This window comes from Xanthomonas sp. fls2-241-TYG-148 (genome assembly GCF_030208815.1).
GTDB classification, from domain to species: domain Bacteria; phylum Pseudomonadota; class Gammaproteobacteria; order Xanthomonadales; family Xanthomonadaceae; genus Xanthomonas; species Xanthomonas campestris.
Map to the genome: position 1 here is coordinate 260,793 of NZ_JARVTE010000001.1, position 22,677 is coordinate 283,469.

Annotated in this window: 24 protein-coding genes; 14 read left to right on the top strand and 10 right to left on the bottom strand. The window is 66.4% G+C overall.

Annotated elements, in window-relative coordinates:
* Positions 1-23: 23 nt before the first annotated feature.
* From QRM60_RS01040 to QRM60_RS01075, 8 genes are read right to left on the bottom strand one after another with little or no spacing between them, the layout of a single operon-like run.
* On the bottom strand, positions 24-1,154 hold the full coding sequence (locus QRM60_RS01040) for a hypothetical protein (protein ID WP_285445406.1): 1,131 nt from the start codon (positions 1,152-1,154) through the stop codon (positions 24-26).
* On the bottom strand, positions 1,151-2,101 hold the full coding sequence (locus QRM60_RS01045; RefSeq protein ID WP_285445407.1) for a glycosyltransferase: 951 nt from the start codon (positions 2,099-2,101) through the stop codon (positions 1,151-1,153). The genes QRM60_RS01040 and QRM60_RS01045 overlap by 4 nt, the downstream gene beginning before the upstream one ends.
* The gene (locus QRM60_RS01050; protein WP_285445408.1) at positions 2,098-3,351 is read right to left on the bottom strand and encodes an O-antigen translocase; all 1,254 of its coding nucleotides are present in this window, start codon (positions 3,349-3,351) and stop codon (positions 2,098-2,100) included. The genes QRM60_RS01045 and QRM60_RS01050 overlap by 4 nt, the downstream gene beginning before the upstream one ends.
* Positions 3,348-4,460 carry a DegT/DnrJ/EryC1/StrS family aminotransferase gene (locus QRM60_RS01055; RefSeq protein WP_285445409.1) on the bottom strand — a complete coding sequence of 371 codons (1,113 nt, stop codon included), beginning with the start codon at positions 4,458-4,460 and terminating at the stop codon, positions 3,348-3,350. Before QRM60_RS01055 ends, QRM60_RS01050 begins: the two co-directional genes overlap by 4 nt.
* Complete coding sequence (locus QRM60_RS01060) at positions 4,460-5,392, bottom strand: GNAT family N-acetyltransferase (RefSeq protein WP_285445410.1); 933 nt, start codon at positions 5,390-5,392, stop codon at positions 4,460-4,462. Before QRM60_RS01060 ends, QRM60_RS01055 begins: the two co-directional genes overlap by 1 nt.
* A complete protein-coding gene (locus QRM60_RS01065; protein ID WP_285445411.1) occupies positions 5,379-6,332 on the bottom strand; it encodes a hypothetical protein in 954 nt (317 codons plus the stop codon). Before QRM60_RS01065 ends, QRM60_RS01060 begins: the two co-directional genes overlap by 14 nt.
* A gap of 4 nt (positions 6,333-6,336) precedes the next feature.
* Positions 6,337-7,008, bottom strand: a complete 672-nt coding sequence (locus QRM60_RS01070; RefSeq protein ID WP_285445412.1) for an acetyltransferase — start codon at positions 7,006-7,008, stop codon at positions 6,337-6,339.
* Positions 7,005-7,427, bottom strand: a complete 423-nt coding sequence (locus QRM60_RS01075; protein WP_114997883.1) for an FdtA/QdtA family cupin domain-containing protein — start codon at positions 7,425-7,427, stop codon at positions 7,005-7,007. Before QRM60_RS01075 ends, QRM60_RS01070 begins: the two co-directional genes overlap by 4 nt.
* A gap of 330 nt (positions 7,428-7,757) precedes the next feature.
* On the opposite strand from QRM60_RS01075, the gene QRM60_RS01080 reads away from it, so the two are divergent.
* The 14 genes from QRM60_RS01080 to QRM60_RS01145 all read left to right on the top strand — a co-directional run bounded on the left by QRM60_RS01080 (position 7,758) and on the right by QRM60_RS01145 (position 19,054).
* Positions 7,758-8,351, top strand: a complete 594-nt coding sequence (locus QRM60_RS01080; protein ID WP_228426609.1) for a cytochrome b/b6 domain-containing protein — start codon at positions 7,758-7,760, stop codon at positions 8,349-8,351.
* 56 nt (positions 8,352-8,407) lie between these two features.
* Positions 8,408-9,754, top strand: a complete 1,347-nt coding sequence (locus QRM60_RS01085) for a cytochrome c (RefSeq protein WP_042599102.1) — start codon at positions 8,408-8,410, stop codon at positions 9,752-9,754.
* Between the two features lie 33 nt (positions 9,755-9,787).
* Positions 9,788-10,183, top strand: a complete 396-nt coding sequence (locus QRM60_RS01090; protein ID WP_161961908.1) for a c-type cytochrome — start codon at positions 9,788-9,790, stop codon at positions 10,181-10,183.
* Between the two features lie 258 nt (positions 10,184-10,441).
* On the top strand, positions 10,442-11,227 hold the full coding sequence (locus tag QRM60_RS01095; protein ID WP_285445413.1) for a hypothetical protein: 786 nt from the start codon (positions 10,442-10,444) through the stop codon (positions 11,225-11,227).
* A gap of 62 nt (positions 11,228-11,289) precedes the next feature.
* A complete protein-coding gene (locus QRM60_RS01100; RefSeq protein WP_011036842.1) occupies positions 11,290-11,871 on the top strand; it encodes a sigma-70 family RNA polymerase sigma factor in 582 nt (193 codons plus the stop codon).
* A complete protein-coding gene (locus QRM60_RS01105; protein WP_161962644.1) occupies positions 11,868-12,521 on the top strand; it encodes a zf-HC2 domain-containing protein in 654 nt (217 codons plus the stop codon). Before QRM60_RS01100 ends, QRM60_RS01105 begins: the two co-directional genes overlap by 4 nt.
* A complete protein-coding gene (locus tag QRM60_RS01110) occupies positions 12,518-13,843 on the top strand; it encodes a S8 family serine peptidase (RefSeq protein ID WP_115555812.1) in 1,326 nt (441 codons plus the stop codon). Before QRM60_RS01105 ends, QRM60_RS01110 begins: the two co-directional genes overlap by 4 nt.
* A gap of 8 nt (positions 13,844-13,851) precedes the next feature.
* Entirely contained in the window at positions 13,852-14,610 is a 759-nt protein-coding gene (gene ccmC, locus QRM60_RS01115) for a heme ABC transporter permease CcmC (protein WP_285445414.1), read from the top strand.
* Positions 14,607-14,810, top strand: a complete 204-nt coding sequence (gene ccmD / locus QRM60_RS01120; protein WP_011036838.1) for a heme exporter protein CcmD — start codon at positions 14,607-14,609, stop codon at positions 14,808-14,810. Before ccmC ends, ccmD begins: the two co-directional genes overlap by 4 nt.
* Positions 14,807-15,277, top strand: coding sequence for a cytochrome c maturation protein CcmE (ccmE, locus tag QRM60_RS01125; protein WP_040941453.1), 471 nt, complete (start codon positions 14,807-14,809; stop codon positions 15,275-15,277). The genes ccmD and ccmE overlap by 4 nt, the downstream gene beginning before the upstream one ends.
* Positions 15,278-15,343: 66 nt before the next feature.
* Positions 15,344-17,341, top strand: a complete 1,998-nt coding sequence (locus QRM60_RS01130) for a heme lyase CcmF/NrfE family subunit (RefSeq protein WP_115555810.1) — start codon at positions 15,344-15,346, stop codon at positions 17,339-17,341.
* The gene (locus QRM60_RS01135; protein WP_076035934.1) at positions 17,338-17,880 is read left to right on the top strand and encodes a DsbE family thiol:disulfide interchange protein; all 543 of its coding nucleotides are present in this window, start codon (positions 17,338-17,340) and stop codon (positions 17,878-17,880) included. The genes QRM60_RS01130 and QRM60_RS01135 overlap by 4 nt, the downstream gene beginning before the upstream one ends.
* Before the next feature lie 47 nt (positions 17,881-17,927).
* Complete coding sequence (locus QRM60_RS01140) at positions 17,928-18,329, top strand: cytochrome c-type biogenesis protein (RefSeq protein WP_225443923.1); 402 nt, start codon at positions 17,928-17,930, stop codon at positions 18,327-18,329.
* A complete protein-coding gene (locus QRM60_RS01145) occupies positions 18,329-19,054 on the top strand; it encodes a tetratricopeptide repeat protein (RefSeq protein ID WP_285445415.1) in 726 nt (241 codons plus the stop codon). Before QRM60_RS01140 ends, QRM60_RS01145 begins: the two co-directional genes overlap by 1 nt.
* A gap of 39 nt (positions 19,055-19,093) precedes the next feature.
* On the opposite strand, the gene QRM60_RS01150 is transcribed toward QRM60_RS01145, so the two are convergent.
* Both QRM60_RS01150 and QRM60_RS01155 read right to left on the bottom strand, forming a co-directional pair.
* A complete protein-coding gene (locus QRM60_RS01150; RefSeq protein ID WP_184396033.1) occupies positions 19,094-21,166 on the bottom strand; it encodes an ATP-binding protein in 2,073 nt (690 codons plus the stop codon).
* Positions 21,153-22,649 carry an ATPase domain-containing protein gene (locus QRM60_RS01155; protein WP_115572835.1) on the bottom strand — a complete coding sequence of 499 codons (1,497 nt, stop codon included), beginning with the start codon at positions 22,647-22,649 and terminating at the stop codon, positions 21,153-21,155. The genes QRM60_RS01150 and QRM60_RS01155 overlap by 14 nt, the downstream gene beginning before the upstream one ends.
* Positions 22,650-22,677 lie beyond the last annotated feature (28 nt).

Sequence of the window (22,677 nt, forward strand, 5' to 3'; positions counted from 1 at the left end):
CAATCGAAAACAAACGGAGGCGGCTACGCGGAGGCAACCGGCAGGGCGCGGCGGTTCGGCAACAGCAGCGTGCAGGCGTGCAAGCCCAGGCACAGGCCGATGAAGGCGAAGTTGGTCCAGGTGAATGCCTGCGGGGCGAATGGCGACATCAGGCAGGCGTAGGCGATCCGCAAAAAAATCAGCACGTGGAAGATCGACAGCGACGCATTGAGCCGGCGCACGCTCCACAGCAACGCGGCATACAGCGCCAGCAGTGCGATCACCGCGCCGGGTGCGCCCCAGGCCATCAGGAACGGGAAGAACTCGGTGCCCACGTTGATGTTGGGCGCATCCAGCGGAATGCTGGTGCCGGCGGTGGCGATGGAACCGCTCAGCGGCACCAGCTGGTTGACCAGAAAACTGGCATTGACGTAGCCCTTGGCCAGGATCGCGCCGAAGTTGTACGGGCCCGCGCTGATGTACAGCAGCAGCCATTGCACGCCTTGCGGCATGGCGCGGTAGAACGCGCTGAAGGGCAGCGCCACGGTGGCCAGCGAACCCGAACGCAGCGCGCCGAGCACCGAGAACACCGCGCCACCTGCCATCACCAGCAAGGCAATGCGCTTCCAGGGCAGCTGCCGCGCGGGGTCGCGGCGCAGCAACAGCACCACCACGAACGAGAACAGCCCGGCAAAGATGCGGTTGCGGTCAATCACCACGATCGGAAATACGAACCCCACCAGCACCATCGCGGTGCGCAACCCGCGGTGGCGCACGCACAGCAGCGCAACCGGCGGCAGGATCCAGCACATGTTGGAGATGTGCCGCACATGTGAGCGCAGCGGACTCAAGGTGGCATACGAAGACGGATCACTGAACAGCGGAATCGGAAACAACGCCACGTCCAGCAGGCAGAACACCGCCACCCCGGCGGCCAGCGCCATCACCAGGAATGATTCGCGCGTGCCGGCATACCGCTGCAGGCGGAACTGCTGCACGCCTGGCAAGCCGGTGCCCAGCACGCCGTCCAGCACCAGGACGACCAAGGCGGCGACCGCCAGCAGCGCCACCCCGTCCAGATACCCGTCCGGCAACGTGTAGGTCAGTAGCGTCAGCGCACAGCTGAGCAACAGCGGCAGGGCCAGATACGTGGCCGGGCGGCGCAACAGCCTCATGCAACACCCCGCTGTGGGCGCAGGCGGCCACTGCGCATCTGCGCAGGCAGCGACACCCACGCATAACGCAACAGGTGGCCCAGCGTTCTGATCGGCTGCCGCCGCAGGAACGCGACCTTCGCGGCGATATAGTGGGCCTGGGCGCGCAGCAAGCCTTGTTCGGGCGCGTCGAACAGCTCCACGCAGCGCAGCGCCACCTCGCGTGATTCACTCAGGTTGGCAATACGCGCACGCACATCGGCAGTCTTGCTGAGATTGCTGCCATGCAAGCGGTAGGCACACACCGGCAGGTCGACGAATCCCAATGCATCGCGTGCTGCCAGGCGCAGGAAAAAATCCCAATCTTCGATCCGCAGCGATTCATCCCAGCCGGTGCGCGCATCGAAGGCACTGCGTCGCAGCAGCGCCACCGCGCCACTCACCGCCCAATGCCGGATCACCGCGCGGCGCAGGCCGGCGTCCGACCCATAGAGGGCGGTATCCACCCCATGCAGGTCGCGCATGGCGCTGGCATGCAGCAGCTGCCCATGCTGATCCACCACCCGCGCATCGCCGATCACCGCCAGTTTTTGCGGATGCGCGCGCAGATAGCGCACTTGCGCATCCAGCCCACCTGGCAGCAGGTAATCGTCGCTGGCGCCTAGCCGCAGATACTCCCCGCGTGCGCGCAGCGCCAGCTCGTTGAGCGTGGCCGCCACGCCGCGGTTGCTGCGCTGGACGAACTGCACCGGCACGCGATGGCCGTGCAGCGCGATCCATGCGGCGATCTGCTCGCCGGTGTCATCGCTGGAGCCATCATCGATGATGACGATCTCCTTGGACGGGTACGGGTCCTCCAGCACGCTGTCCAGGCAGCGCTGCACGAAACGCGCATGGTTGAACGCGGGAATCAGCACCGACACCAGCGGCCAGCGCGCACGTCCGCTCGGGCGTTCCAGCACGCTCATGCCGTCGCCCTCAGATAGCGGCTCACCACCACGATGTTGAACAGCAGATACAGCACGTAGTTGACGACGAACGCATACATGGCGCCGATCAGGCCGAACTGCGCAGTGAACAGGTACACCAGCCCCAGATAGCTGGCGGCAAACACGCATTCGGACACCACGAACAGCCGCGTCATCGCCTTGGCCAGCATCACGTAGGAGAGCACGAACGCGGCGATCTTGATCACGTCGCCGAGCAGCTGCGGGCCATACAACGGAGCGGCCGCGGCGAAGCGGGCATCGAACAACAACCAGGTCACCCAGTCACGCAACAGGTAGACGCCCGCGGCCATCGCCACCACCGCGGGCATCACGTAACGATAGGCGGTACGCAGCTCGCGCTGCAGCGCCTGGCGGTCCTGCAGCGAGGCCAGTTTGGGCAGGTAATAGACGTTGATCGCGGTGGTAAAGAACAACAGGTAGGCATCGGAGACCCGGCTCACCGCCTGCCAGTAGCCGACCTGCTGCCAGCCAAACTGCAGCGCCAGATGATCACGCACCAGCATGCCCACCAGCTGCGGCACCAGGGTGGCGGTGAGGGTCATCACCGAAAACGCCGCAAGCTGGCGGGTCATCTGCGCGTCCAGCCGCATGCGCAGCATCTCGCGCTGGAAATACGGGCTGCGCAGCAAGGCCGGCACGGCGGCGATCAACCACAGCACCTGGCCCAGCACCAATGCCAGCAAGGCGCCCTGCAACTGCCACCCGCTGCCCAGCCAGGCGACCAGGGCAACGCTCAATACCGCCCCGCTCACCTGCACGATGGCGAGCCGGCGTACGTCCATGAAGCCGTTGATGATCGCCAGGATGTAGTTGACCAGCGCGATGCCGATCTGCGCCACCGCCAGCACACAGATCAGCCAACGCGCCTGTGAATCGCCCAACAACCGTTCGGCAAGCACGTCGCTGAAGACCAGCGCCAGCACCGCCATCACGCACGCCGCACCACAGGCGTAGCCGAGCGCTGCGCTCAATAGCCGTTGCAGCGCGAGTGCATCGCTGCGGTACTGCGCCACGTACTTGACGATCCCGGCGCTGATGCCACCACCGGCCAGCACCGCCAGCACCGACATCAGGGCCAGGAACTGCCCCAGCCGGCCAACTCCCTGCGGGCCGGCAAACACCGCCACCAACTTGATCACCACCAGCGCCGCCAGGAGCTTGGCCAGCGTTGCAACGCCGGTGTAAGCGCTGCTGCGCAGCAGATTCACGGTGCGCTACCGAATACTTGGCAGGCGGTGATGACGCGGCTGACGGCCGCATCGTCCAGCGCCGGGCTCATCGGCAGGCTCAACACTTCGCGATGCAGCTGCTCGCTGATCGGCAGGCAGGTATCGCCCAGCGTTGCATAGGCCGGCTGCAGGTGTGGCGGCACCGGGTAATGAATCTGGGTCTGGATGCCGAGGTGCTGCAGATGGCTTTGCAAGGCATCGCGGCGCGGGCTACGCACCACGAACAGATGCCAGACATGCTGCTCGGCATGCGCCACCGGCGGCAACGTGATCCAGGGGTGATCGATCTCTCGCAGGTAACGCTGGGCCACTGCGCGGCGCTGTGCGATCTCCTCATCCAGATAGCCCAGCTTGACGCGCAAAAATGCCGCCTGCAGCTCATCAAGGCGCGAATTGACCCCCTGGAACAGGTGCTGATATTTCACCTCCGAGCCATAGTTGCGCAGCGCGCGCACGCGCTCGGCCAGGCGCGGGTCGGAGGTCACTACCGCACCGCCGTCGCCCAGCGCACCGAGGTTCTTGGTGGGAAAAAAACTGAACGCCGCCGCATCGCCAAACGCGCCGGCACGCACACCATCGCGGCTTGCGCCGTGCGCTTGCGCGGCGTCTTCGATGAGCAGCAAGCCATAGCGGTGCGCCAACGTTTGCAGTGCCGGCATGTCGGCAAGCTGTCCGTACAGATGCACGGCCAGAATGGCGCGCGTGCGCGGCCCGATGGCACGCTCCACCTTGCACGGATCCACGTTGAAGGTCTGCGGATCTGGCTCCACCGGCACCAGCACCAGATGGTTGTGGCTGATCGCCAGGAACGTCGCAATGAACGTATTGGCCGGCACGATCACCTCATCGCCCTCGCGCAACACGCCCAGTTCGCGGTAGGCGCGCAGGATCAGCGACAACGCGTCCAGCCCGTTCCCCACCCCCACCGCCTGCTGCACGCCGCAGTAGCTGGCGAACTCCTCTTCGAACGCTGCAAGCTCCTGGCCAAGCACATACCAGCCAGAATCGATCACCCGCGCAGCGGCGGCCTTGAGCGCATCCGCGTAACGCGCGTTGACGGCACGCAAATCCAGAAACGGAACATCCATCACAGCGTCCACAAATAGAAATCCTGCACCACGGCGCGCGCGCCGAAACGTTCCTTCTGGGTGACCAGCCCGTCGTTGAGCACCTGCCCGCCCTGCTCGGTCGAAATGCCAAAACTGAAAGCATGCCGCTGCGCGTACACCGTGCCGATCAGCTCGCCCAACAGCAGGCTCAAGGCATCCAGCTGGCGTCCGCGCTCGGAGGCGGCCAGATACTGGGTATGGACGGTGCGGCCAAAATCGAACACCAGCGCGGCGGCCAGCAATTCGCCTTCCAGGCGCGCTTCGTGCAGCAAAATCTCTTTCGGAAAGCGCCCTTGCAGCAGCTGCAGCTCGTCCAGCCGATGGGTTGGCGTGGCGTCATGGCGGTGCAAGACCTCGCTCAGCAAGGCATGGAAGGCAACCAGGTCCGTACTGGTGTGGAGCTGGATGCCGGCCTTGCGCGCCTTGGCAATAGCGCGGCGACGTTCGGCACTGAAGGAAAATGGCTCGCGCAGCGCAATCGCCGAGGACAGGTCGCGCCGGCACAGCTGCGCGCCCAGGCGATGCAACGCATACAGGTCTTCTTCGGCCGGGAAGGCATGAAACAGATGCGGCACCGGCTTGTACACCACCTCCTGCACGCCCTGCGCCCGGTAGTGCGCGCCAATCAGGTCGAATACCTCCAGTGTGCCGGTCGCACGCAGCGCACTGGACGAGAGCAAACCGGCGTAGGTCAGCCCGGCATGACTGCTCACCCGCGTGCCCTCCCGGTTGGCCGGCAACACCGCCACGATTGCTCCCTCGCGCTCGATCAGCAGCGACGCTTCGGTAAAGCGCTCGGCGTGATAGTCCATGTAGCCGCGCCGATGCAGCAGGTTGCCGTTGCGCGAGCTGACCACCAAGTCATCCCAAGCCTGCGCATCATCAGCGTGGTATGGCCTAACCGAAAACATGGCGCCCCTGCAGCTGCGTCGGCAAGGGGGCCTCGGCCAGACCGAAGCCATCGCGCCCCATCGCGTTGCCGTTGTAGAACATCAACACGCGATCGTCCTGCTGGATCAGCGCCGGGTAGCACAGCGTGTGCGCATCCCAGCCGTCCTGCGACAAGGCCAGACCCAACTGGCTGTCGTCCCGCGCCCAATGCACGCCGTCATGGCTGTCGGCAAAACCAGGGACATAGCCACCATGGATGTCGCCACGGGTGAAATACATCAGATAGCGCTCGCCCAGGCGATACACGCGCGGGCGCCCGATGCGGTATTCGTCGCCAACGGGCGCCAGGCACACCACGTCATCGCGTGGAATCTGCTGCAGATCCTCGGTCTGCGCATAGCGGATGTGGTAGCGCGGAAAGGGCGTACCGCCAATGACTTCCCACGCGTCGCCCACCGCATACCAGAGCCGCCAGACGCCATCTTCGAAGCGTGCCGAATGCACCGCGGCAATCGTGCTGCGCCCTGGCGCGCGATCCAGCAATGGCGTCTCCTGACGACGCTGGAAGCTGTCGCCACCATCGGTGGACACGGCCAGCCCGGTGAAAGCGAGAAACTTTGCCTTGGCCACCTGCTGAAAGCCGACGTAGAACATGTACAGGCCATCGGGGCCGTCCACCACATCGCCCAGGATCATGCCGTTGTCGTCGAAACAGCCGTCGCGGCCGATATCCAGCACCGGCTGCGCACTGACACCGACAACCTGCGTGGGTGCGTCCGCGCGCACATCGACATAACCGATGCGGCTGACGCCCTGCGCATCGCGAAATCCGGCGTACACGCGCAATACCTCGGCTGAACGCCGATACGGCGTGGGTGTCAGCGCCGCATGTTGCATCCAGCCGCCCACGCCATCGCGCGCGACGTCGAACACCAGGCCCCGTTTTTCCCAGGCGAACATCGGCTCAGAGCACCACGTCGAGACTGGACTTGCCGGCCACCGCGCGTGCGGGCGCACCGACATAGACGCGTTGCGCTTCGGTATGCCGGGTCACCAAGGCACCGGCGCCGATGACGTTGTCCTCGGCAATGCGCACCTTGTCGCTGAGCGTGGCATTGACGCCGAGGAAACTGCGCGCCCCGATCTCGCAATAGCCGGACACCACCACATGCGATGCCAGAAATACGTGGTCATGCACCACGGTGCGGTGACCGATATGGTTGCCGCTCCACAGGATGCAGTTGTCGCCAATGCGCGTGAACGGTTGGATGACGTTGCCTTCGAAGATGAAACAGTTGGCGCCGATCTGTGCATTGCGCCAGACGAACGCGCGCGAGCTCACATAGCTGGCACAGCGGTAACCCCGCTGCACCATGTCTGCATAGAAGCGCATGCGCAGCCGGTTGAGCTGCGTGGCGGGAATCGCCACGAACACCTCCACCGCCTCCGGCGGGTAATGCAGCTCCAGGTCTTCGTACGGCAGTACCGGCAACTCGGCCAGGGTGGGCCGCAGCAGGAAATCGCGTTCCACGCTGAAGGCCACCACGTCGTAGTCGCTGTCGTGCTGAAAATACTCGCAGGCGATCTGAGCAAATTCGCCCGCTCCGATGATGATCAACGGCTTGCGCATGCTCATGCCTCCAGCCGGCTGACGCCGCGGGCTTCGGTGAGGAATTCGTCGTAGTCCAGGATGTAGTCGCCCGGGTCGTAGTACTGGTCGGCCAGCACCATCAGTACGCAGTCGTCGCTGAAATGATGCAGGTCGCGCCACACCATGCGCCCGAGCAGCACGCCCTGCGACGGGTCGTCCAGCACCACTTCTTCAGGGCCCTGGCCCTGGCCTTCATCCAGCAGCAGCGTCACCGACCCATGCAGGGCCACTGCCAGCTGATTGAGCTGGCGGTGCGCATGCTGGCCGCGGTGCACGCCCTGGCGCGTACCGAAGATGTAGTACACGCGACGGATCTCGAACGGGACGTTGCGCTGCTGCTCCAACGAAATGAGCAGCCCGCGGTCGTCGCCGTGCGTATGCAACTGGATGCGTTCGATGGCCATGTTCCGGGGGGCGTAACCGCTGACTGCACGTAGTGCGACATGCCTGTGTGCGTCCGGATGTGCGAAAGGTTGCCGCCCATCACGCCATGCGCACACGCCAGTCAGGCACGCCCATCTCGTTGCGCGCATGCCCATGCACGACGCACCGGCGTGCGATTTCACGGCGATGCAACCTTTCGTCGGCATCGCCGCACATATCCGTGCACGTTCACCTGGCTGTCATGGCCGGCGTGGGGAGCGCAGGCCCGGCGACGCATCGCATTGCCGGATCCAACGACCACCTCCGAAGAGGACCCCAACCCGATGAATGCCCCACGGCATGCCCCTGACATGTCCGCCAGTAACGGCGCCGACGCACTGCCGCCGCCGTCGGCGACCACCGCGCCGCGCGTGGTTCCCCTGCCCCGCTCCATGCGTGTCCTGCACTGGCTGACGGTGCTGTGCCTAGTAATGGCCGCCAGCCTGATCCTGCTGCGCGCCGAACTGGAGGGCCGCGCCCTGCGGCAGTGGTTGCTGGAAGGCCACCGCCACTTCGGCCTGATGGTGCTGTTGCTCTTTGTCTTACGCGTCAGCCTGCGTCTGCGCTTGCGCGCCTTGCCGCCCGGGCCGCCCTCGCCGCTGATCATGCGCCTGGCTGCCGGTGGCACGCATGTGGTGATGTACGCGCTGATGCTCGCGCTGCCGCTGATCGGCTGGTCGTTGAGCAATGCCTACGGCAAGACGGTCTACCTGTTCGGGATAACGCTGCCAAACCTGGTCGCCGCGGATGAGGATCTGGCCGACACCCTCGGCACCTGGCACTTGAATGCGGCCTGGGCACTGCTCGCATTAGTCACGGTGCATATCGTTGCCGCACTCGTGCACCACCTGGTGTTGCGCGATGGCCTGCTGCATCGCGTGCTGCCCGGCAAACATCACCGATGACCCGCTTCCTGCTGCCCGCCCTCGCCCGCTCCCGCACCGCCGAACAAGGACTTCCCATGCCTTCCACACTGCCCGCTCCCCGCCGCACCCATGCCGCACGCACGGCGTCGCTGACCTCCATGTTGTGCGTGTCAGGCCCGTTGCTGCTACTTGCCAGCACCCAGGCCCAGGCCATTCCCTCGTTCGCGCGGCAAACCGGTTCGTCGTGCGCAGACTGCCACATCGGCTCCTACGGCCCGTCGCTCACGCCCTACGGCATGCGCTTCAAGCTGGGCGGCTTCACCGACACCGACGGCAACGGCACCAAGATCCCGGCGTCCGGCCAGCTCACCTGGGCCCGCACCAACCCCAGCCGCGGCGACAGCACCGCGCGCCTCACCCAGGCCGACCTGTATCTGGCCGGCCGGGTCAACGACAACATCGGCGGCTATTCGAAGATCCGCTCCAACAACAGCGGCAACGCCACCTTCGACACGCGCCTGGACGATGTGGATCTGCGCTTTGTCAGCAAGCCGTTCCAGATGGCGGGCAAGGACGCGATGCTCGGCGTCAGCGTCAACAACAACCCCGGCATTTCCGACCCGATCCACGTACTGCCGAATGCCTCGACGCTGACACCGGCCTCCAATGGCGGCGCCTCCACGATGCTCAGCTCCTCGGCGCTGTCCAACCGCGTGATCGGCGCCAGCGTGTACGGCCTGTATGACCGCAACTGGTACGGCGAAGTGGGCACCTACAAGGCGCTTTCCACCGATACGCAGGACCGCCTGGGCTGGCCGATCAACGGCGACCCGGGCCGGCTGAGCGACACCAGCTACGCACGCGTGGCCTACATGAAGGACATGAAGCGGCAGTTCTTCTCGATCGGCATGACCGCGTTGAACACGCGCCGCCAGCGGCCGCGCAACGGGCCCAGCGACGACCTCACCGACCTGGGTTACGACCTGACCTATCAGTTCCTCGGCACCCGCGAGCACACCATGTCGCTGGCCTACGTCAACGTCTACGAGCGCCGCAAGTACGGCAGCCCGCTGGTGTCCTCGGACCCGAGCATGGGCCCGCTGGATCGCGGCAGCGTGCGTGACCAGACCCTCAGCATGAACTACGCGTTCAAGCAGACCTACGGCGTGCTGGCCGCGCACATGATCAATACCGGCTCCTTCGATGCGGCGCGCTATTCGCCGGTCGGCATTCCCGACACCACCAGCAATCTGATCCTGGTGTATTGGAGCCCATTCGGCCGCGAAGGCACCTACACCACCAACGCCAACCTGCGCGTATCGGCCGGCTGGTTCCGCTTCGACAAGTTCAACGGCAGCACCTCCAACGTGTTCCGTGGCCCCCCGATCACCAACCCGCGCGATCTGGACAGCTTCTCGCTGTCGGTGAACCTGGCGTTCTGATCCCCATCGCTGCACGTACTCCGACGGACCCCCATGCATCCATTCCACAAGACCCTGTTGTGCGCCCCGCTCGCCGGCCTGCTGTTGGCCGGCGCCACCCTGGCACCGCCGGCGCGTGCCGCCGACGGTGCGGGCAAGGACACCTTCATGGCCGAATGCGCCGAGTGCCACAGCGCGGCGCAAGGCAAGAACAAGAAAGGCCCGTCCATGTTCGGCATTGGCAACCGCCAGGCGGCCAGCCTGCCGGACTACAGCAACTACTCCGACGCGCTCAAGAACAGCAAGTGGCAGTGGACGCCGGCACAGCTGAAGACCTACCTGTCGCAGTCTTCGTCCAAGGCGCTGCCCGGCACCAAGATGAAGTACGAAGGCCTGGATGATCCCAAGGAGTTGGACGCACTCATCGTCTATCTCAACAGCCTCAAATGAGGCTCGGCATGACCGGCAGCGGGCGGCCAGGCGCGGTGCACGGCGCCTGACTGCCCTGGGCCAGCCGCGTTGTCGGCAGTGGTTTGTTCGCGTATACGAACGGAACTGCTGTTGCCGACGCGGCTGCACCTGGCCCGACCGGGCAGTATCGCCCACCGTTCACCGTAGACACCCACCGTTGCCGTACGCCTTCATCGCCAGCGCCGACTGCCCGCCCTGCTATGCCCAATTGAGCATGGCAGCGGGCAGCTGTGGGCCATGCTGACCCCGCCTGCCTGCCTGCGCCACGGCGTTTCGGCCTCCTTTCGAAACGCAGGCCACCCGTGGCCCGGCCGCCACCGCGTCCGCAGCCACGGCCTATGGCTCGCCCTGGCGCTCACGCTGGGGCCGTGTAGCCACGCCCTGGCTGACAACGTCGGCGGTGCTGTCTCGCTCTCCTCCAGCCTGATCGACCGCGGCATCTCGATCGCGCCGGACAAGGCCACCCTGCAGCTGGCCGGCTATTGGCTGCCCTCACCCGGGTGGTCGGTCTCGGTGTCCGGCGCGCTGCAGTCGCCGTCATTGAGCGACCCGGTGGCGGTCACCGCCCAGATCGGGCGCGCCTGGATGCTGGGCGATCGCTGGCAGATGCAGGCCAGCGCGCTGTATTACGGCTACCCGACCAATCAGGCCACGCGCACCTTCGACCGTCAGGAAGGCAGCCTGGCCTGGTCCTACCGCGATGTACTCACCTTCTCGGTCTCGGTCTTCAACTTCCCGCGCGCCGACCAGTCGCCGTGGAATGTGGCGGTCGACGTCACCGCCAATGTGCCGCTGCGTCACGATGTCAGCCTGGTACTGGGCGCGGGGTCGTCGCGATTTCCGGCAATGGCCTACGGCGCCAGCGAAGCCGGCCGCTATCAATACGGACAGGTGGGCCTGCGCTGGAGCCGTGCCGGCTGGGCATTGAAGCTGGAGCGCGTGATCACCAGCAGCAACACCCCGCGCATGCAGGGCGGGCCGGGCGAAACCCCCTGGCTGAGCAGCGTCTCCAAGTCGTTCTGATCCAGACGCAACCTTTTGCCCGGTGATGGGCACTGACCGATAACCTTTGCAGCGCCTCTTCGATGACTGACACCGATACCCTGGGTGACGCGACCGACCGCATGCTGCTGCGCCGCATGGCTGCGGGCGACCGTGACGCCCTGGCGACCATGTACACCGCCTATCACGGGCGGCTCTGTCGCTTCCTGTCGCGTCTGACCCGGCGCCCGGACATCATCGAAGAAGCGATCAACGACTGTTTCTGGATCGCCTGGCAAAAAGCCGGCGACTTCCGCGGCGATTCGCAGGTGTCGACCTGGATCATGGGCATCGCCTACCGCTGCGGCTTGAAATGCCTGCGCCAGCATGACGGCGAGGCCATCGACGACACCGCCACGGTCGAAGACCATGCCCCCAGTACCGACGACAACGACGACCGCGAACTGCGCGACTGGCTCGACAAAGGCATGGAACGGCTGTCGCCGGACCAGCGGCTGGTGATCGAACTGGTCTACGGCGTCGGCCACAAGCTGGAAGAAGTCGCCGAAATCATGCAGTGCCCGGTGGGCACGATCAAAGCCCGGCTGTTCCATGCGCGGGTCAAATTACGCAATGTGCTGCCCGGCCTGGCCGGCAGCGCGCCATCTACGGAGACCATGCAATGAAGACGTTCTTCATCGCGCCGGGCAAGGAATGCTCGCACGCCTGGGAGTTGATGCCCGCCGTCCTGCTGGACAGCGCCAGCGAAGAAGAGAACACCTGGCTGATCGCACACGTGGCCAAGTGCCCGTCGTGCAGCGCCGAGTTCGCCCAGCAGAGCCGCCTGCGCCAGGCGCTGGCCTTGCCCTGCGCGGTCAAGCTGGATGCCAATGCCGGCCTGCTGCGGCTGCTCGGCAAGATCGATGCGCCCGAGCAGGTGCCGGTCCCGGCACGCGCACCGCCCGTCCGCCGCTCCGGTAGCTGGACGGTGCGTGCGCTGGCCGCCGCCGCCCTGGTGCAGGCAGTCGGCCTGGGCGTCATGGGCGTCAAGCTGGCTGCGCCAGCGCCCGTGCACGACTACCGCACGCTCAGCAGCGCCACTGCCTTGCCGGTGCCGAAGGGCGCGATCCGGGTGGTGCCTGATGCCGGCCTGACCGTGGCCGACTGGGATCGCCTGCTGCATGCACAGCAGCTGCAGGTGGTGGGGGGCCCCAACGAAATGGGCGCCTACACCGTGGTACCGGCCGCACAGCCGCCGGCTCCGTCGCAACAGACCGTGCAGCAGCTGCGCGCCACCCCGGGCATCCGGCTGGCCGAGATCGTGTCCGCGCCATGACCACGCCCTGGGCCATCGGTCTGCTGGCGGCACTGCTGAGCCTCACCACCCCCGTGTGCGCGCAGGCGGCCGATCCGCAGGCCATCGCCGCGGCTGCCGAGGCAGAGAAAGCGGACGCCGACGCAAAGGTGCCCGATAGCAGCCGCGACATCCTGCTGGCGGTGGCCAACCCGCTCACCGCGCCGCCGGCGCGCGCCGGCTCCAGCCTGATCGGGTACGCCTCCAGCTACTACGGCGCCGGCCAGCATGCGGCCGCACGCATGGAAGCGTTGAAGCAGCGCTACCAGTTGCGCGAAGTCTCGGCCTGGCCGATCACCTCGCTGGGCCTGTATTGCGCGGTGCTGCACCCGCCGGCCGGTGTCTCGCGTGACGAATTGATCAAGGCGCTGTCCGACGACGACGGCGTGGAGTTGGTACAACCGGTTCAGGAATTTTCGGTGTTTTCCACCGATGCCTCGGAAAAGACCGGTGCTCTGACCGGCTACAACGACCCGTACGTGGACCTGCAACGCGGCTTCATCGCCACCGACGCGGCAAGTGCGCAGGCCGTCACCCAGGGCCGCGGCGTGACGGTGGCGGTGGTCGATACCGGCGTGGACACCAGCCACCCGGATCTGAAGTCACGCATCCGCGAGGTGCACGACCTGGTGGACGACACCCCGGTCACCACAAGCACCGATTCGCACGGCACCGAAGTGGCCGGCATCATTGCCGCCGGCAGCAACAACCATCAGGGCATTGTCGGCATGGCGCCGCGGGCCATGCTGAGCATCTACAAGGCCTGCTGGTATGCGCCCAGCGCCGGCAGCACCGGCAGCACCGCCCGCTGTAATTCGTTCACCCTGGCCAAGGCGCTGGCGGCGATCAACAACAGCTCCGCGCGCGTGGTCAATCTGAGCCTGGGCGGCCCGGCCGACCCGCTGCTGCGCAAGATGCTCACCCACCTGGTCGACCAGGGCCGCATCGTGGTCGCGGCCATGCCGCCGAACGGACGCCTGGACGGCTTTCCCAACGATGTACCGGGCGTGCTGGTAGTGCGCAGCAGCAGCGCCACGGCGGCCCTGCCCGGCGTGCTCAGCGCACCGGGCAAGGACATCCTGACCACCCAGCCCAACGGCCGTTACGACTTCACCTCCGGCTCGTCGATGGCCACCGCGCATGTCAGCGGCATGGCCGCGTTGCTGTTGTCGCTGTCGCCATCGATGGACGCCAATGCCTTGCGTGCGCTCATGCAGCGCACCAGCAAGGTCTCCGATGGCCAGTTGCAGGTCAACGCCGGCGCCGCGGTCGACGCGCTGGCGCTTTCCAAACACCCCAACTGACGACGCGCATGGCCAAGTGGATTCCCCTGTGGCTGCACAAGCTCAGCTCGCCGCCCATTTTCTACCGGTTCGCCGGTGTGGTGCGCCCGTGGGCGCTGGGCCTGGCACTGCTGCTGGCTGCGGTGGCCGCCTACGGCGGGCTGGTGCTGGCGCCGCCGGATTATCAGCAGCACGACGCCTACCGCATCATCTTCATCCACGTGCCTAGCGCCTGGATGAGCCTTTTCATCTACGCGGCGATGGGCGTATCGGCGTTCATTGCGCTGATCTGGCGGATCAAGCTGGCCGAAGTGGTGACCATGGCCTCGGCACCGATCGGCGCCGCCTTCACCTTGATCACCCTGTGCACCGGCTCGCTCTGGGGCAAGCCGATGTGGGGCACCTGGTGGACCTGGGATGCCCGGCTCACCTCCGAACTGTTGCTGCTGTTTCTGTACCTGGGCGTGCTGGGCCTGTACCACGCGGTGGAAGACCGCCGCCAGGCGATGCGTGCGGCCGGGCTGTTGGCGCTGGTCGGCTTGGTGAACCTGCCGATCGTGCATTACTCGGTGGTGTGGTGGAACACGCTGCACCAGGGCTCCACGGTGCGCCTGCTCGGCCCCTCCAAGATGGGCGCGGACATGCTGTGGCCGCTGCTGCTGATGCTGGTGGCGACCAAGCTGTATTACCTGGCCAGCCTGTTCGGCCGCGTGCGGGTGGACCTGCTTGCGCTGGAAAGCGGCAAGGACTGGGCACGCCGCATCGTCTTGACCGAGCGCACCGCATGAGCGCCTTTCTCGCCATGGGCGGCTACGGCGCCTACGTATGGACCGCGTATGCCTTGTTCGTGCTGGTGCTGCTGGCCGACCTGATCGCCCCGTGGCTGCGCCGGCGGCGCTTGCCCGCGCAACTGCGCGGACAGCTGCAGCGGCAGGCGCCGCGCCGGCCGCGCGAGCAGCCGGTGCCGGTGCTGGAGCGCGACGCATGAACGCCACGCGCAAACAACGCCTGTGGCTGGTGATCGGCGTGCTGGCGGCGGCAGCGCTGGCGGTGACACTGATCGTGCTCGCCCTGCAGCGGAACATGAGCTACCTGTTCACGCCCAGCCAGGTGGATGCGGGCGCGGCGGCCGGCTACCAGCAGTTCCGCCTTGGCGGCATGGTCAAGGCCGGCTCGATCCAGCGCGCCACCGACAGCCTCACCGTGACCTTCACCGTGATCGACAAGCACGCCGCCACGCAGGTGGAGTACACCGGCATCCTGCCGGACCTGTTCCGCGACAACCAATCGGTGATCGCCAACGGCCGCATGCAGGCGGGGCGCTTTGTCGCCAACGAAGTGCTGGCCAAGCACGACGAAACCTACATGCCGAAGGAACTCAAGGACGCGATGGCCGAAGGCCACGTCGGCAAGCCGATCCCAGCGGCCGCGGCCCCGTTGAGCGGTGTGCGCTGACCCGCGCCACCGCTCCATCACTCCGGATCCAGATGACTCTCTCCCGTTGCCCGCAGCGCCACGCCCATGACGCCTGAACTTGGCCAGATCGCGCTGATCCTGGCGTTGCTGTTGTCGCTGGCGCAGGGCGTGTTGCCGCTGATCGGCGCCTGGCGCGGCAACACCGCGCTGATGGCGGTTGCGCGGCCTGCCGCCGCCGGCCAGGCGGTGTTCGTGTGGCTGGCCTTCGGCCTGCTGGCCTGGTCGCTGCTGTCGCTGGATTTTTCGGTGCGCTATGTCGCCGACAACGCCAACATCGCGCTGCCCTGGTATTACCGCATCGCCGCGGTGTGGGGCGCGCACGAAGGTTCGCTGCTGCTGTGGATCGCGATCCTGTCCACCTGGACGGTGCTGCTGGCCGCCTGCAGCCGGCACCTGCCGCAGCACTTCGCCGCACGCGTGCTGGCGGTGCTGGGGCTGGTATCGGTGGGCTTTCTGGCCTTCATCCTGCTGACCTCCAATCCGTTCGGGCGGCTGTCGCCGATTCCGCTCGACGGCAGGGAACTCAATCCGGTGCTGCAGGACCCGGGCATGACCTTCCACCCACCGGTGCTCTACACCGGTTATGTCGGTTTCTCGGTGGCATTCGCGTTCGCGGTAGCCGCACTGCTGGGCGGCGAACTCGAACAGGCCTGGGTGCGCTGGGCGCGGCTGTGGACCAATGTCGCCTGGGCCTGCCTCACCGCCGGCATCGTGGCCGGCAGCTGGTGGGCGTATGCGGAACTGGGCTGGGGCGGCTGGTGGTTCTGGGACCCGGTGGAAAACGCCAGTTTCATGCCGTGGCTGGTGGGCACCGCGCTGATCCACACCCAGGCGGTGACCGAAAAACGCGGCAGCCTGCGTGCCTGGACCATCCTGCTGTCGATCCTGGCATTTTCGTTGTCGTTGCTGGGCACCTTCCTGGTGCGCTCGGGCGTGCTCACCTCGGTGCATGCGTTTGCCGCCGACCCACGGCGCGGGCTGTACATCCTGATTTTCCTGGTGGCGGTGGTGGGCGGATCGCTGCTGCTGTATGCGCTGCGCGCGCCCAAGATCGCCACCGGCAAACCGTTCGCAGCGGCCTCGCGCGAGACCGCGATCCTGGTCGGCAACCTGCTGCTCACCGTGGCCGCGGCGATGGTGTTGCTGGGCACCTTGTTCCCGCTGGTGGCCGATGCGTTCGGGCTGGGCAAGGTGTCGGTGGGCCCGCCCTATTTCGGCCTGCTGTTTCCGTTGCTGATGGCGCCGGTGGTGCTGTTAATGCCATTCGGCCCGTACTTGCGCTGGGGCAAGGCCGAGATGGCACCGCTGCTGTCGCTGGGCGCGCGTGCGGGCATTGCCGCCATCGCCTGCGCGCTCGTCGCCAGCGTGTTTGCCGAGGGCCAGGCGAAGGCCATTGCCGGCATCGGTGCGGCCGCCTGGGTGGCTGCCGGCACCGCGTTGTACATGCACAAGCGCTGGCGCGAGATGCCGCGCGGCCGGCGCTTTCCTGCGGAGATGGCCGGCATGTTGCTGGCGCATGCCGGTGTGGCGGTGTTCGTAGCCGGCGTGCTGGTGTCGGACAGCCTGTCGGTGGAACGCGACGTGCGGCTGGCGCCCGGCCAGAGCGCGGAGATCGCCGGCTACAGCTTCCGCTTCGATGGCGTGCAGCTGGTGGATGGGCCCAACTGGAAAGCCGAACAAGGCAGCGTGCAGGTCAGCCGTGATGGTGCGCCGGTGGCCACCTTGCATCCGCAAAAACGCCTGTACAGCAGTGAGCGCATCCAGACCGAATCGGCGATCGACGCCGGCGCCACCCGCGACCTGTACGTGGCACTGGGCGAGCCGCTGGACGACCAACACATCGAAAACGACTGGACGCTGCGGCTGTACTACAAACCGTTGATCCGCTGGATCTGGGCCGGCGGGCTGTTGATGATGCTGGGCGGATTCGTCAGCGCCTGCGCACGGCGCTTCCGCGCACCGGCGCCTGCGGTTGCCGCGGTGTCGTCGCCTGCTCCCATCGCCCCCACTCCCCTCGCCGTTGCCGGAGAGTCGCACCTGTGAACCGCCTCCTGCCCCTGTTGGGCTTTCTGGCGCTGGCCGCGCTGTTCGGCTTCGGCATCTACTGGACGATGCAGCACAACCCGCGCGACGTGCCCTCGCCACTGATCGGCAAGCCGGCGCCGGCGTTCTCGCTGCCGCTGCTGGATCAACCGCAGCAGCAGGTCACCCGCGATCAATTGCTGGGCAAGCCCTACGTGCTGAACGTCTTCGGCAGCTGGTGCGCCGCCTGCGCGCAGGAGCATCCGGTGCTGATGGCGCACGGCCGCACGCTCGGCGTGGCGTTGATCGGCTACAACTACAAGGACGCGCCGGCCGATGCCAACGCCTGGCTCGCGCAGCACGGCAATCCCTATGGCATGGTGATTGCCGATGAGCCCGGCCAGACCGCGATCGACTTCGGCGTGTACGGCGCGCCGGAAAGTTTCCTGATCGATGCGCACGGAATGATCCGCTACAAGCACATCGGCGTGCTGACGCCAGAGGTCATTCGCAACGAGTTGATGCCGGCGATTGCGGGCTTGTCCCAAGGCGCACCGTGAGCCTGCGGCAACGCATCGCGCGCCTGCTGCTGGCGCTGCTGCTGGGCATGCTGCTGGCCCCACCGCTGGCCGCCCAGGCGGTGGACCCGTTGCCGTTCAAGGACCGCAACGAAGAAACACGCTTCCAGCGATTGACTGCGCAGCTGCGCTGCCTGGTCTGCCAGAACGAGAACCTGGCCGACTCCAATGCAGACCTGGCCCGCGACCTGCGCCACCAGGTGTTCGCGCAACTTCAGGCCGGCCGTAGCGATGCGCAGATCAAGCAGTACATGGTGGAGCGCTATTCGGATTTCGTGTTGTACGACCCACCGGTCAAGCGCGGCACCTGGCTGCTGTGGTTCGGGCCGTTGCTGATGTTGGGCGCAGGCGCGGCCGTGGTCCTGCACACCGTGCGCAAACGGGCGCGTGCCGGCACACCGGTGGCGCCACAGACCGAGGAAGACTGGTGATGATGGGCTTTTATCTCGCAAGCGCCGCGATGGTGGTGGGCGCCACGGCGCTGCTGGTGATGCCGGTACGCCAGCATGCGCAGCGCAACGGCAGCGCGCGGCATGCGCTGCCGTTGCTGCTGATGCTGGGCCTGCCACTGGGCACGGCGGGGCTGTATCGCCTGGTAGGCACGCCCGATGCAATCGCCAGCTTGCAGCCACAGCGTGCGGCTGCAAGCGCCCCTGCGCAGCCCGGCAATGCAGCGCCTGCACCTGGCATGGCTGCTGCGGTGGATGCAACACCAACACCGGACGCGCAACAGGCCGCCGCGCTACAGGCGCTCACCAGCTGGATGCAGCGGGCCAAGGCGCACGAGCAGGAAAACCGCCCTGCCGAGGCACGCGATGCGTATGCGCAGGCGTTGCAGCTGGCACCGGACAACAGCGCGGCCATCGTGGGCTGGGTGGCCTCGGACATGGCCACGCGCGCAGACTTCGCCATCGATGCGTCCTCGCGGACACGTCTGCAGCAAGTCGTTGCCGCCGAGCCGGACAACCAGCGCGGCCTGTGGCTGCTGGGCATCAGCGATTTCCAGCAACACGACTACGCCGCGGCCACCGAGCACTGGCAGCATCTGCATGGGTTGCTCGACACCGGCTCGCCGATGCAACAGGCCGTTGCCGACAAGATCGCAGTGGCGCAATCGCTAGCCAGCGCGCGGCAATCGAAGGCAGCCACGCGTTGATCGCCTGCAGCGCGTGGCTGCAGCGACGCACGCGCAGCGTTACGCGGAAGGCCCCAGCACTTCGTGCAACTTGCCGCTGAACTCGCCCAGCGTAAATGGCTTGGCGATCATGCTCATGCCCTCGCCCAGGAATTCGCCGCGATCGCGCGCGGTTTCCGCATAGCCGGTCATGAAGATCACCGGCAGATCGCGACGCGACTGGCGTGCGATCTCGGCCAGCTGGCGGCCGTTGAGGCCAGGCAAGCCGACATCGGTGACCAACAGATCGATGCGCTGCGGTGAGGCCAGGATCGGCAATGCCGCATCGGCATCGGCCACCACTTCGGCCTGGTAGCCGAGCTCCTGCAGTAATTCGGTGACCAGCAGCCGCACCTGTGCATCGTCTTCGACCACCAGCACCTGCTGGCCCTGCCCGGCGACCACGCTGCTGGGCAGCACGGCCGGGCGCGCATCGTGCACGTTGACGCCGGAGGGCAGATACAGGCTCACGGTGGTCCCCGCGCCCGGTTCCGATTCCACCCACACCTGGCCGTTGGACTGCTGCATGAAGCCGTAGATCATCGACATGCCCAGGCCGGTGCCCTGGCCGATCGGCTTGGTGGTGTAGAACGGTTCGAACACCCGCTCCAGCACGTCCGGGGTCATGCCGGTGCCGCTGTCGGTGACCGAGACCACCGCATAACCGCCCACTGCCAGCGTGATGCCGCGGCCGAGCAGCAACGGCGCGTCGGTGACGGTCAGATGCCGGGTGGCGATGCGCAGCTGGCCACCATCGGGCATGGCGTCGCGCGCGTTGATCGCCAGATTGAGCAAGGCGCTTTCCAGCTGGTTTTCATCCACGTACGCCGCCGGCATGTCCGCCTGCAGGTCGGTCACCAGCTGCACCGATTCGCCCAGCGTGCGCGCCAGCAATTCCTGCAGCGACACCACCAGGTCATTGACGTGCAGATGCCGGGCCTCCAGCGATTGCCGGCGCGAAAACGCCAGCAGCCGCTGGGTCAACGCTGCAGCGCGCAGCGCCGAGGCCGAGGCCACATCCAGGAACCGGCCCAGCCCTTCGCTGCGGCCCTGGTCGATGCGCAGCCGCGCCAGATCCAGTGCCGAGAGAATGCCGGTGAGCATGTTGTTGAAATCGTGCGCGATGCCGCCGGTGAGCTGGCCCACCGCTTCCATCTTCTGTGCCTGGCGCAACGCCGCTTCGCTGCTTTCGCGCGCCTGCATCTGCTGCTCCAGCTCGGCGGTGCGTTCGGCCACCTTGGCTTCGAGCAGCGTGGCCTGCTGCTGGATCGACTCCATCGCCACGGTGCGCGCGGTCACGTCGGTGGCGAATACATGAAAGCCGTCCACCTCGCCATGTGCATCGAAGCGTGGCAGGTAGCGGATCTCCGCATCGCGGCGGCGGCCGTCTGCATGCGGCCAGCTCACCTCCACGGTGAGCGCCTTCCCGGCAAGGGCGGCATCGATCCAGCCGCGCCGCTGGCGCACCAGCGCCGGCCCCATCACCTCGTCCAACGACCGCCCCACCACTGCGGCGGGCGACTGCCCGATCCACACTTCATAGGCCTGGTTGGCGAAGCGGTAGATCAGATGTTTGTCGATGAAGGCGATCAGCACCGGCAACGCATCGGTGACGCGGCGCAGCTCGGCTTCGCTCAGCGCCAGCGCCGCCTGGCTTTCGGCCAGCTGCGCCATCTGGTCGCGAATGACGAATTGCTTCTGACGTGAGCGCAGCGCCGTGGAGATGGCGCTCTGCAACGACACCGCACCCAACGGGCGTTCCAGCTCGATGACATTGATCGCCGCCGCCGGCAGCGTGGTGTGCCGATTGTAATAGGCCCCGCGCGAGGAGCGCAGCAGCACGAACGGAATGTCCGACCATGGCGGCTGCGCCTGCAGCGCGGCGGTCAAGGCCTCCACATCACCGGCCACCGCTTCTTCGGTCAGCACCACTACGCCCGCGGAATCGTCCAGCTGCCGCGCCATCTGCGCGAGCGAGTCGTGGATGCACACCGACAGGTCCTGACGATCCAGGATGACCGCAATGCTCTCCGCATCACGGCCAAATGGCGCCACGATGTGGACCGTGCAGCCGGGGGCCTCAACGCCGCGCAAGATCGTTGCCCAGCAGCGGCGCCTCGTCACCGATGAAATGCGGCGTCCCGGTCAGCACGCCGTGGAAGTCGTTGAGCGGCGCGCTCAGGCGAATGCCCGAATTGCCGATGCGCAGCTCGCGGATGGCATCTTCGTGCGCGCCGCTGCGGTTCTTGATCACCGACAGCGCCTTGCGGATGCGGCCCTGTGCTTCGAAGAAGCGGAACAGGATGACGGTGTCGGCCATGTAGGAGATGTTGAGGTTGCCGGTGGACATCGTGCCCACCAGACCATGCTGCGGATTGATCAGGAACGTAGTCACGCCGCTCTGGTTGAGATACGACAGCAGCTCGTGCATCTGCAGCATCAGCTGTTTTTCCTGCGGCATCGACGACAGATAGCCGTTGAGGCTGTCGATCACCAGCAGGCGGCAGTTGCGCTGCTCCACGCTGGCGCGCACCTGCCAGGCGAACTCGCCCGGCGACAGCTCGGCCGGATCCATCTGGCGTAGCTCGAGCAACCCCGACTCCAGATGCCGGCGCAGATCCAGCCCCAGCGATTCGGCACGGGCCAGCAAGGTGCCGGTGCGCTCGTCGAATTCGAAGATGCAGCAGTGCTCGCCACGCGCACACGCCGCAGCGACGTATTGCAGGGCGACGTTGGTCTTGCCACTGCCGGCCGGGCCGGTGAGCAAGGTGCTAGTGCCACGCAACGGCCCGCCGTGCAGCAGATCGTCGACTTCCTGCACCCCGCTCGACACGGCATCGCCGATGAAGGTGACATGGTGGTCGGAGGCGATCAGGCGCGGATAGATCCGCATGCCGCCACGCAGGATCGACAGATCGTGATAGCCGGCAATGAAATCCACGCCGCGCAGTTTCTGCACCTGCATGCGCCGACGTGCGGCGCCGAAATCCAGGGTCAACCGCTCCAGCGATACCACGCCATGACACAGGCTATGCAGATGCGAATCGCGTCCCTCGCTGGTGCCGGTCAGATCGTCCACCAGCAGCACGGTGATGTTGCGCGGTGCAAAGAACTGCTTGAGCGCCAGCACCTGGCGGCGGTAGCGCAGCGAGTCCTGCGCCAGCAGGCGCAGCTCGGACAACGAGTCGAACACCACGCGCTGCGGCTTGACCCGGTCCACCTCGGCCTGGATGAGCTTGACGGTGCCATCCAGTTCCAGTTCCCACGGGTGCAGGATGGATTGCTGCCGCCCGTCGCCCAGAAACGCTTCGGCCGACGCCAACTCGAAAATATGCAGCGCATCCAGCGACCAGCCGTGCGACTGCGCAACCTCTTGCAGCTCATCCAGCGTTTCGGACAAGGTGATGTACAGGCAACTCTCGCCCTTGGCCGCGCCTTCCAGCAGGAACTGCAGCGCCAGCGTGGTCTTGCCCGAGCCTGGCTGGCCCTCGAGCAGGTACAGCCGGTTGGACGGCAACCCACCACGCAGGATGGTGTCGAGTCCGCTTGTTCCCGTGGCGATACGCGTTGAGGTCATTGGATGAAGTGTCCCTAGGCCATTCAGG

Bases quoted from the DNA above. Each gene is read 5' to 3' on its own strand.
- QRM60_RS01055 (WP_285445409.1), bottom strand. From the start codon at position 4,460: ATGGATGTTCCGTTTCTGGATTTGCGTGCCGTCAACGCGCGTTACGCG.
- QRM60_RS01065 (WP_285445411.1), bottom strand. From the start codon at position 6,332: ATGTTCGCCTGGGAAAAACGGGGCCTGGTGTTCGACGTCGCGCGCGAT.
- ccmD (WP_011036838.1), top strand. From the start codon at position 14,607: ATGAGCGCCTTTCTCGCCATGGGCGGCTACGGCGCCTACGTATGGACC.
- QRM60_RS01080 (WP_228426609.1), top strand. From the start codon at position 7,758: ATGTCCGCCAGTAACGGCGCCGACGCACTGCCGCCGCCGTCGGCGACC.
- QRM60_RS01105 (WP_161962644.1), top strand. From the start codon at position 11,868: ATGAAGACGTTCTTCATCGCGCCGGGCAAGGAATGCTCGCACGCCTGG.
- QRM60_RS01145 (WP_285445415.1), top strand. From the start codon at position 18,329: ATGATGGGCTTTTATCTCGCAAGCGCCGCGATGGTGGTGGGCGCCACG.
- ccmC (WP_285445414.1), top strand. From the start codon at position 13,852: ATGGCCAAGTGGATTCCCCTGTGGCTGCACAAGCTCAGCTCGCCGCCC.
- QRM60_RS01075 (WP_114997883.1), bottom strand. From the start codon at position 7,427: ATGGCCATCGAACGCATCCAGTTGCATACGCACGGCGACGACCGCGGG.
- QRM60_RS01100 (WP_011036842.1), top strand. From the start codon at position 11,290: ATGACTGACACCGATACCCTGGGTGACGCGACCGACCGCATGCTGCTG.
- QRM60_RS01085 (WP_042599102.1), top strand. From the start codon at position 8,408: ATGCCTTCCACACTGCCCGCTCCCCGCCGCACCCATGCCGCACGCACG.
- QRM60_RS01110 (WP_115555812.1), top strand. From the start codon at position 12,518: ATGACCACGCCCTGGGCCATCGGTCTGCTGGCGGCACTGCTGAGCCTC.
- QRM60_RS01095 (WP_285445413.1), top strand. From the start codon at position 10,442: ATGCTGACCCCGCCTGCCTGCCTGCGCCACGGCGTTTCGGCCTCCTTT.
- QRM60_RS01140 (WP_225443923.1), top strand. From the start codon at position 17,928: ATGCTGCTGGCCCCACCGCTGGCCGCCCAGGCGGTGGACCCGTTGCCG.
- QRM60_RS01045 (WP_285445407.1), bottom strand. From the start codon at position 2,101: ATGAGCGTGCTGGAACGCCCGAGCGGACGTGCGCGCTGGCCGCTGGTG.
- QRM60_RS01155 (WP_115572835.1), bottom strand. From the start codon at position 22,649: ATGACCTCAACGCGTATCGCCACGGGAACAAGCGGACTCGACACCATC.
- QRM60_RS01040 (WP_285445406.1), bottom strand. From the start codon at position 1,154: ATGAGGCTGTTGCGCCGCCCGGCCACGTATCTGGCCCTGCCGCTGTTG.
- QRM60_RS01060 (WP_285445410.1), bottom strand. From the start codon at position 5,392: ATGTTTTCGGTTAGGCCATACCACGCTGATGATGCGCAGGCTTGGGAT.
- QRM60_RS01130 (WP_115555810.1), top strand. From the start codon at position 15,344: ATGACGCCTGAACTTGGCCAGATCGCGCTGATCCTGGCGTTGCTGTTG.
- ccmE (WP_040941453.1), top strand. From the start codon at position 14,807: ATGAACGCCACGCGCAAACAACGCCTGTGGCTGGTGATCGGCGTGCTG.
- QRM60_RS01090 (WP_161961908.1), top strand. From the start codon at position 9,788: ATGCATCCATTCCACAAGACCCTGTTGTGCGCCCCGCTCGCCGGCCTG.
- QRM60_RS01070 (WP_285445412.1), bottom strand. From the start codon at position 7,008: ATGAGCATGCGCAAGCCGTTGATCATCATCGGAGCGGGCGAATTTGCT.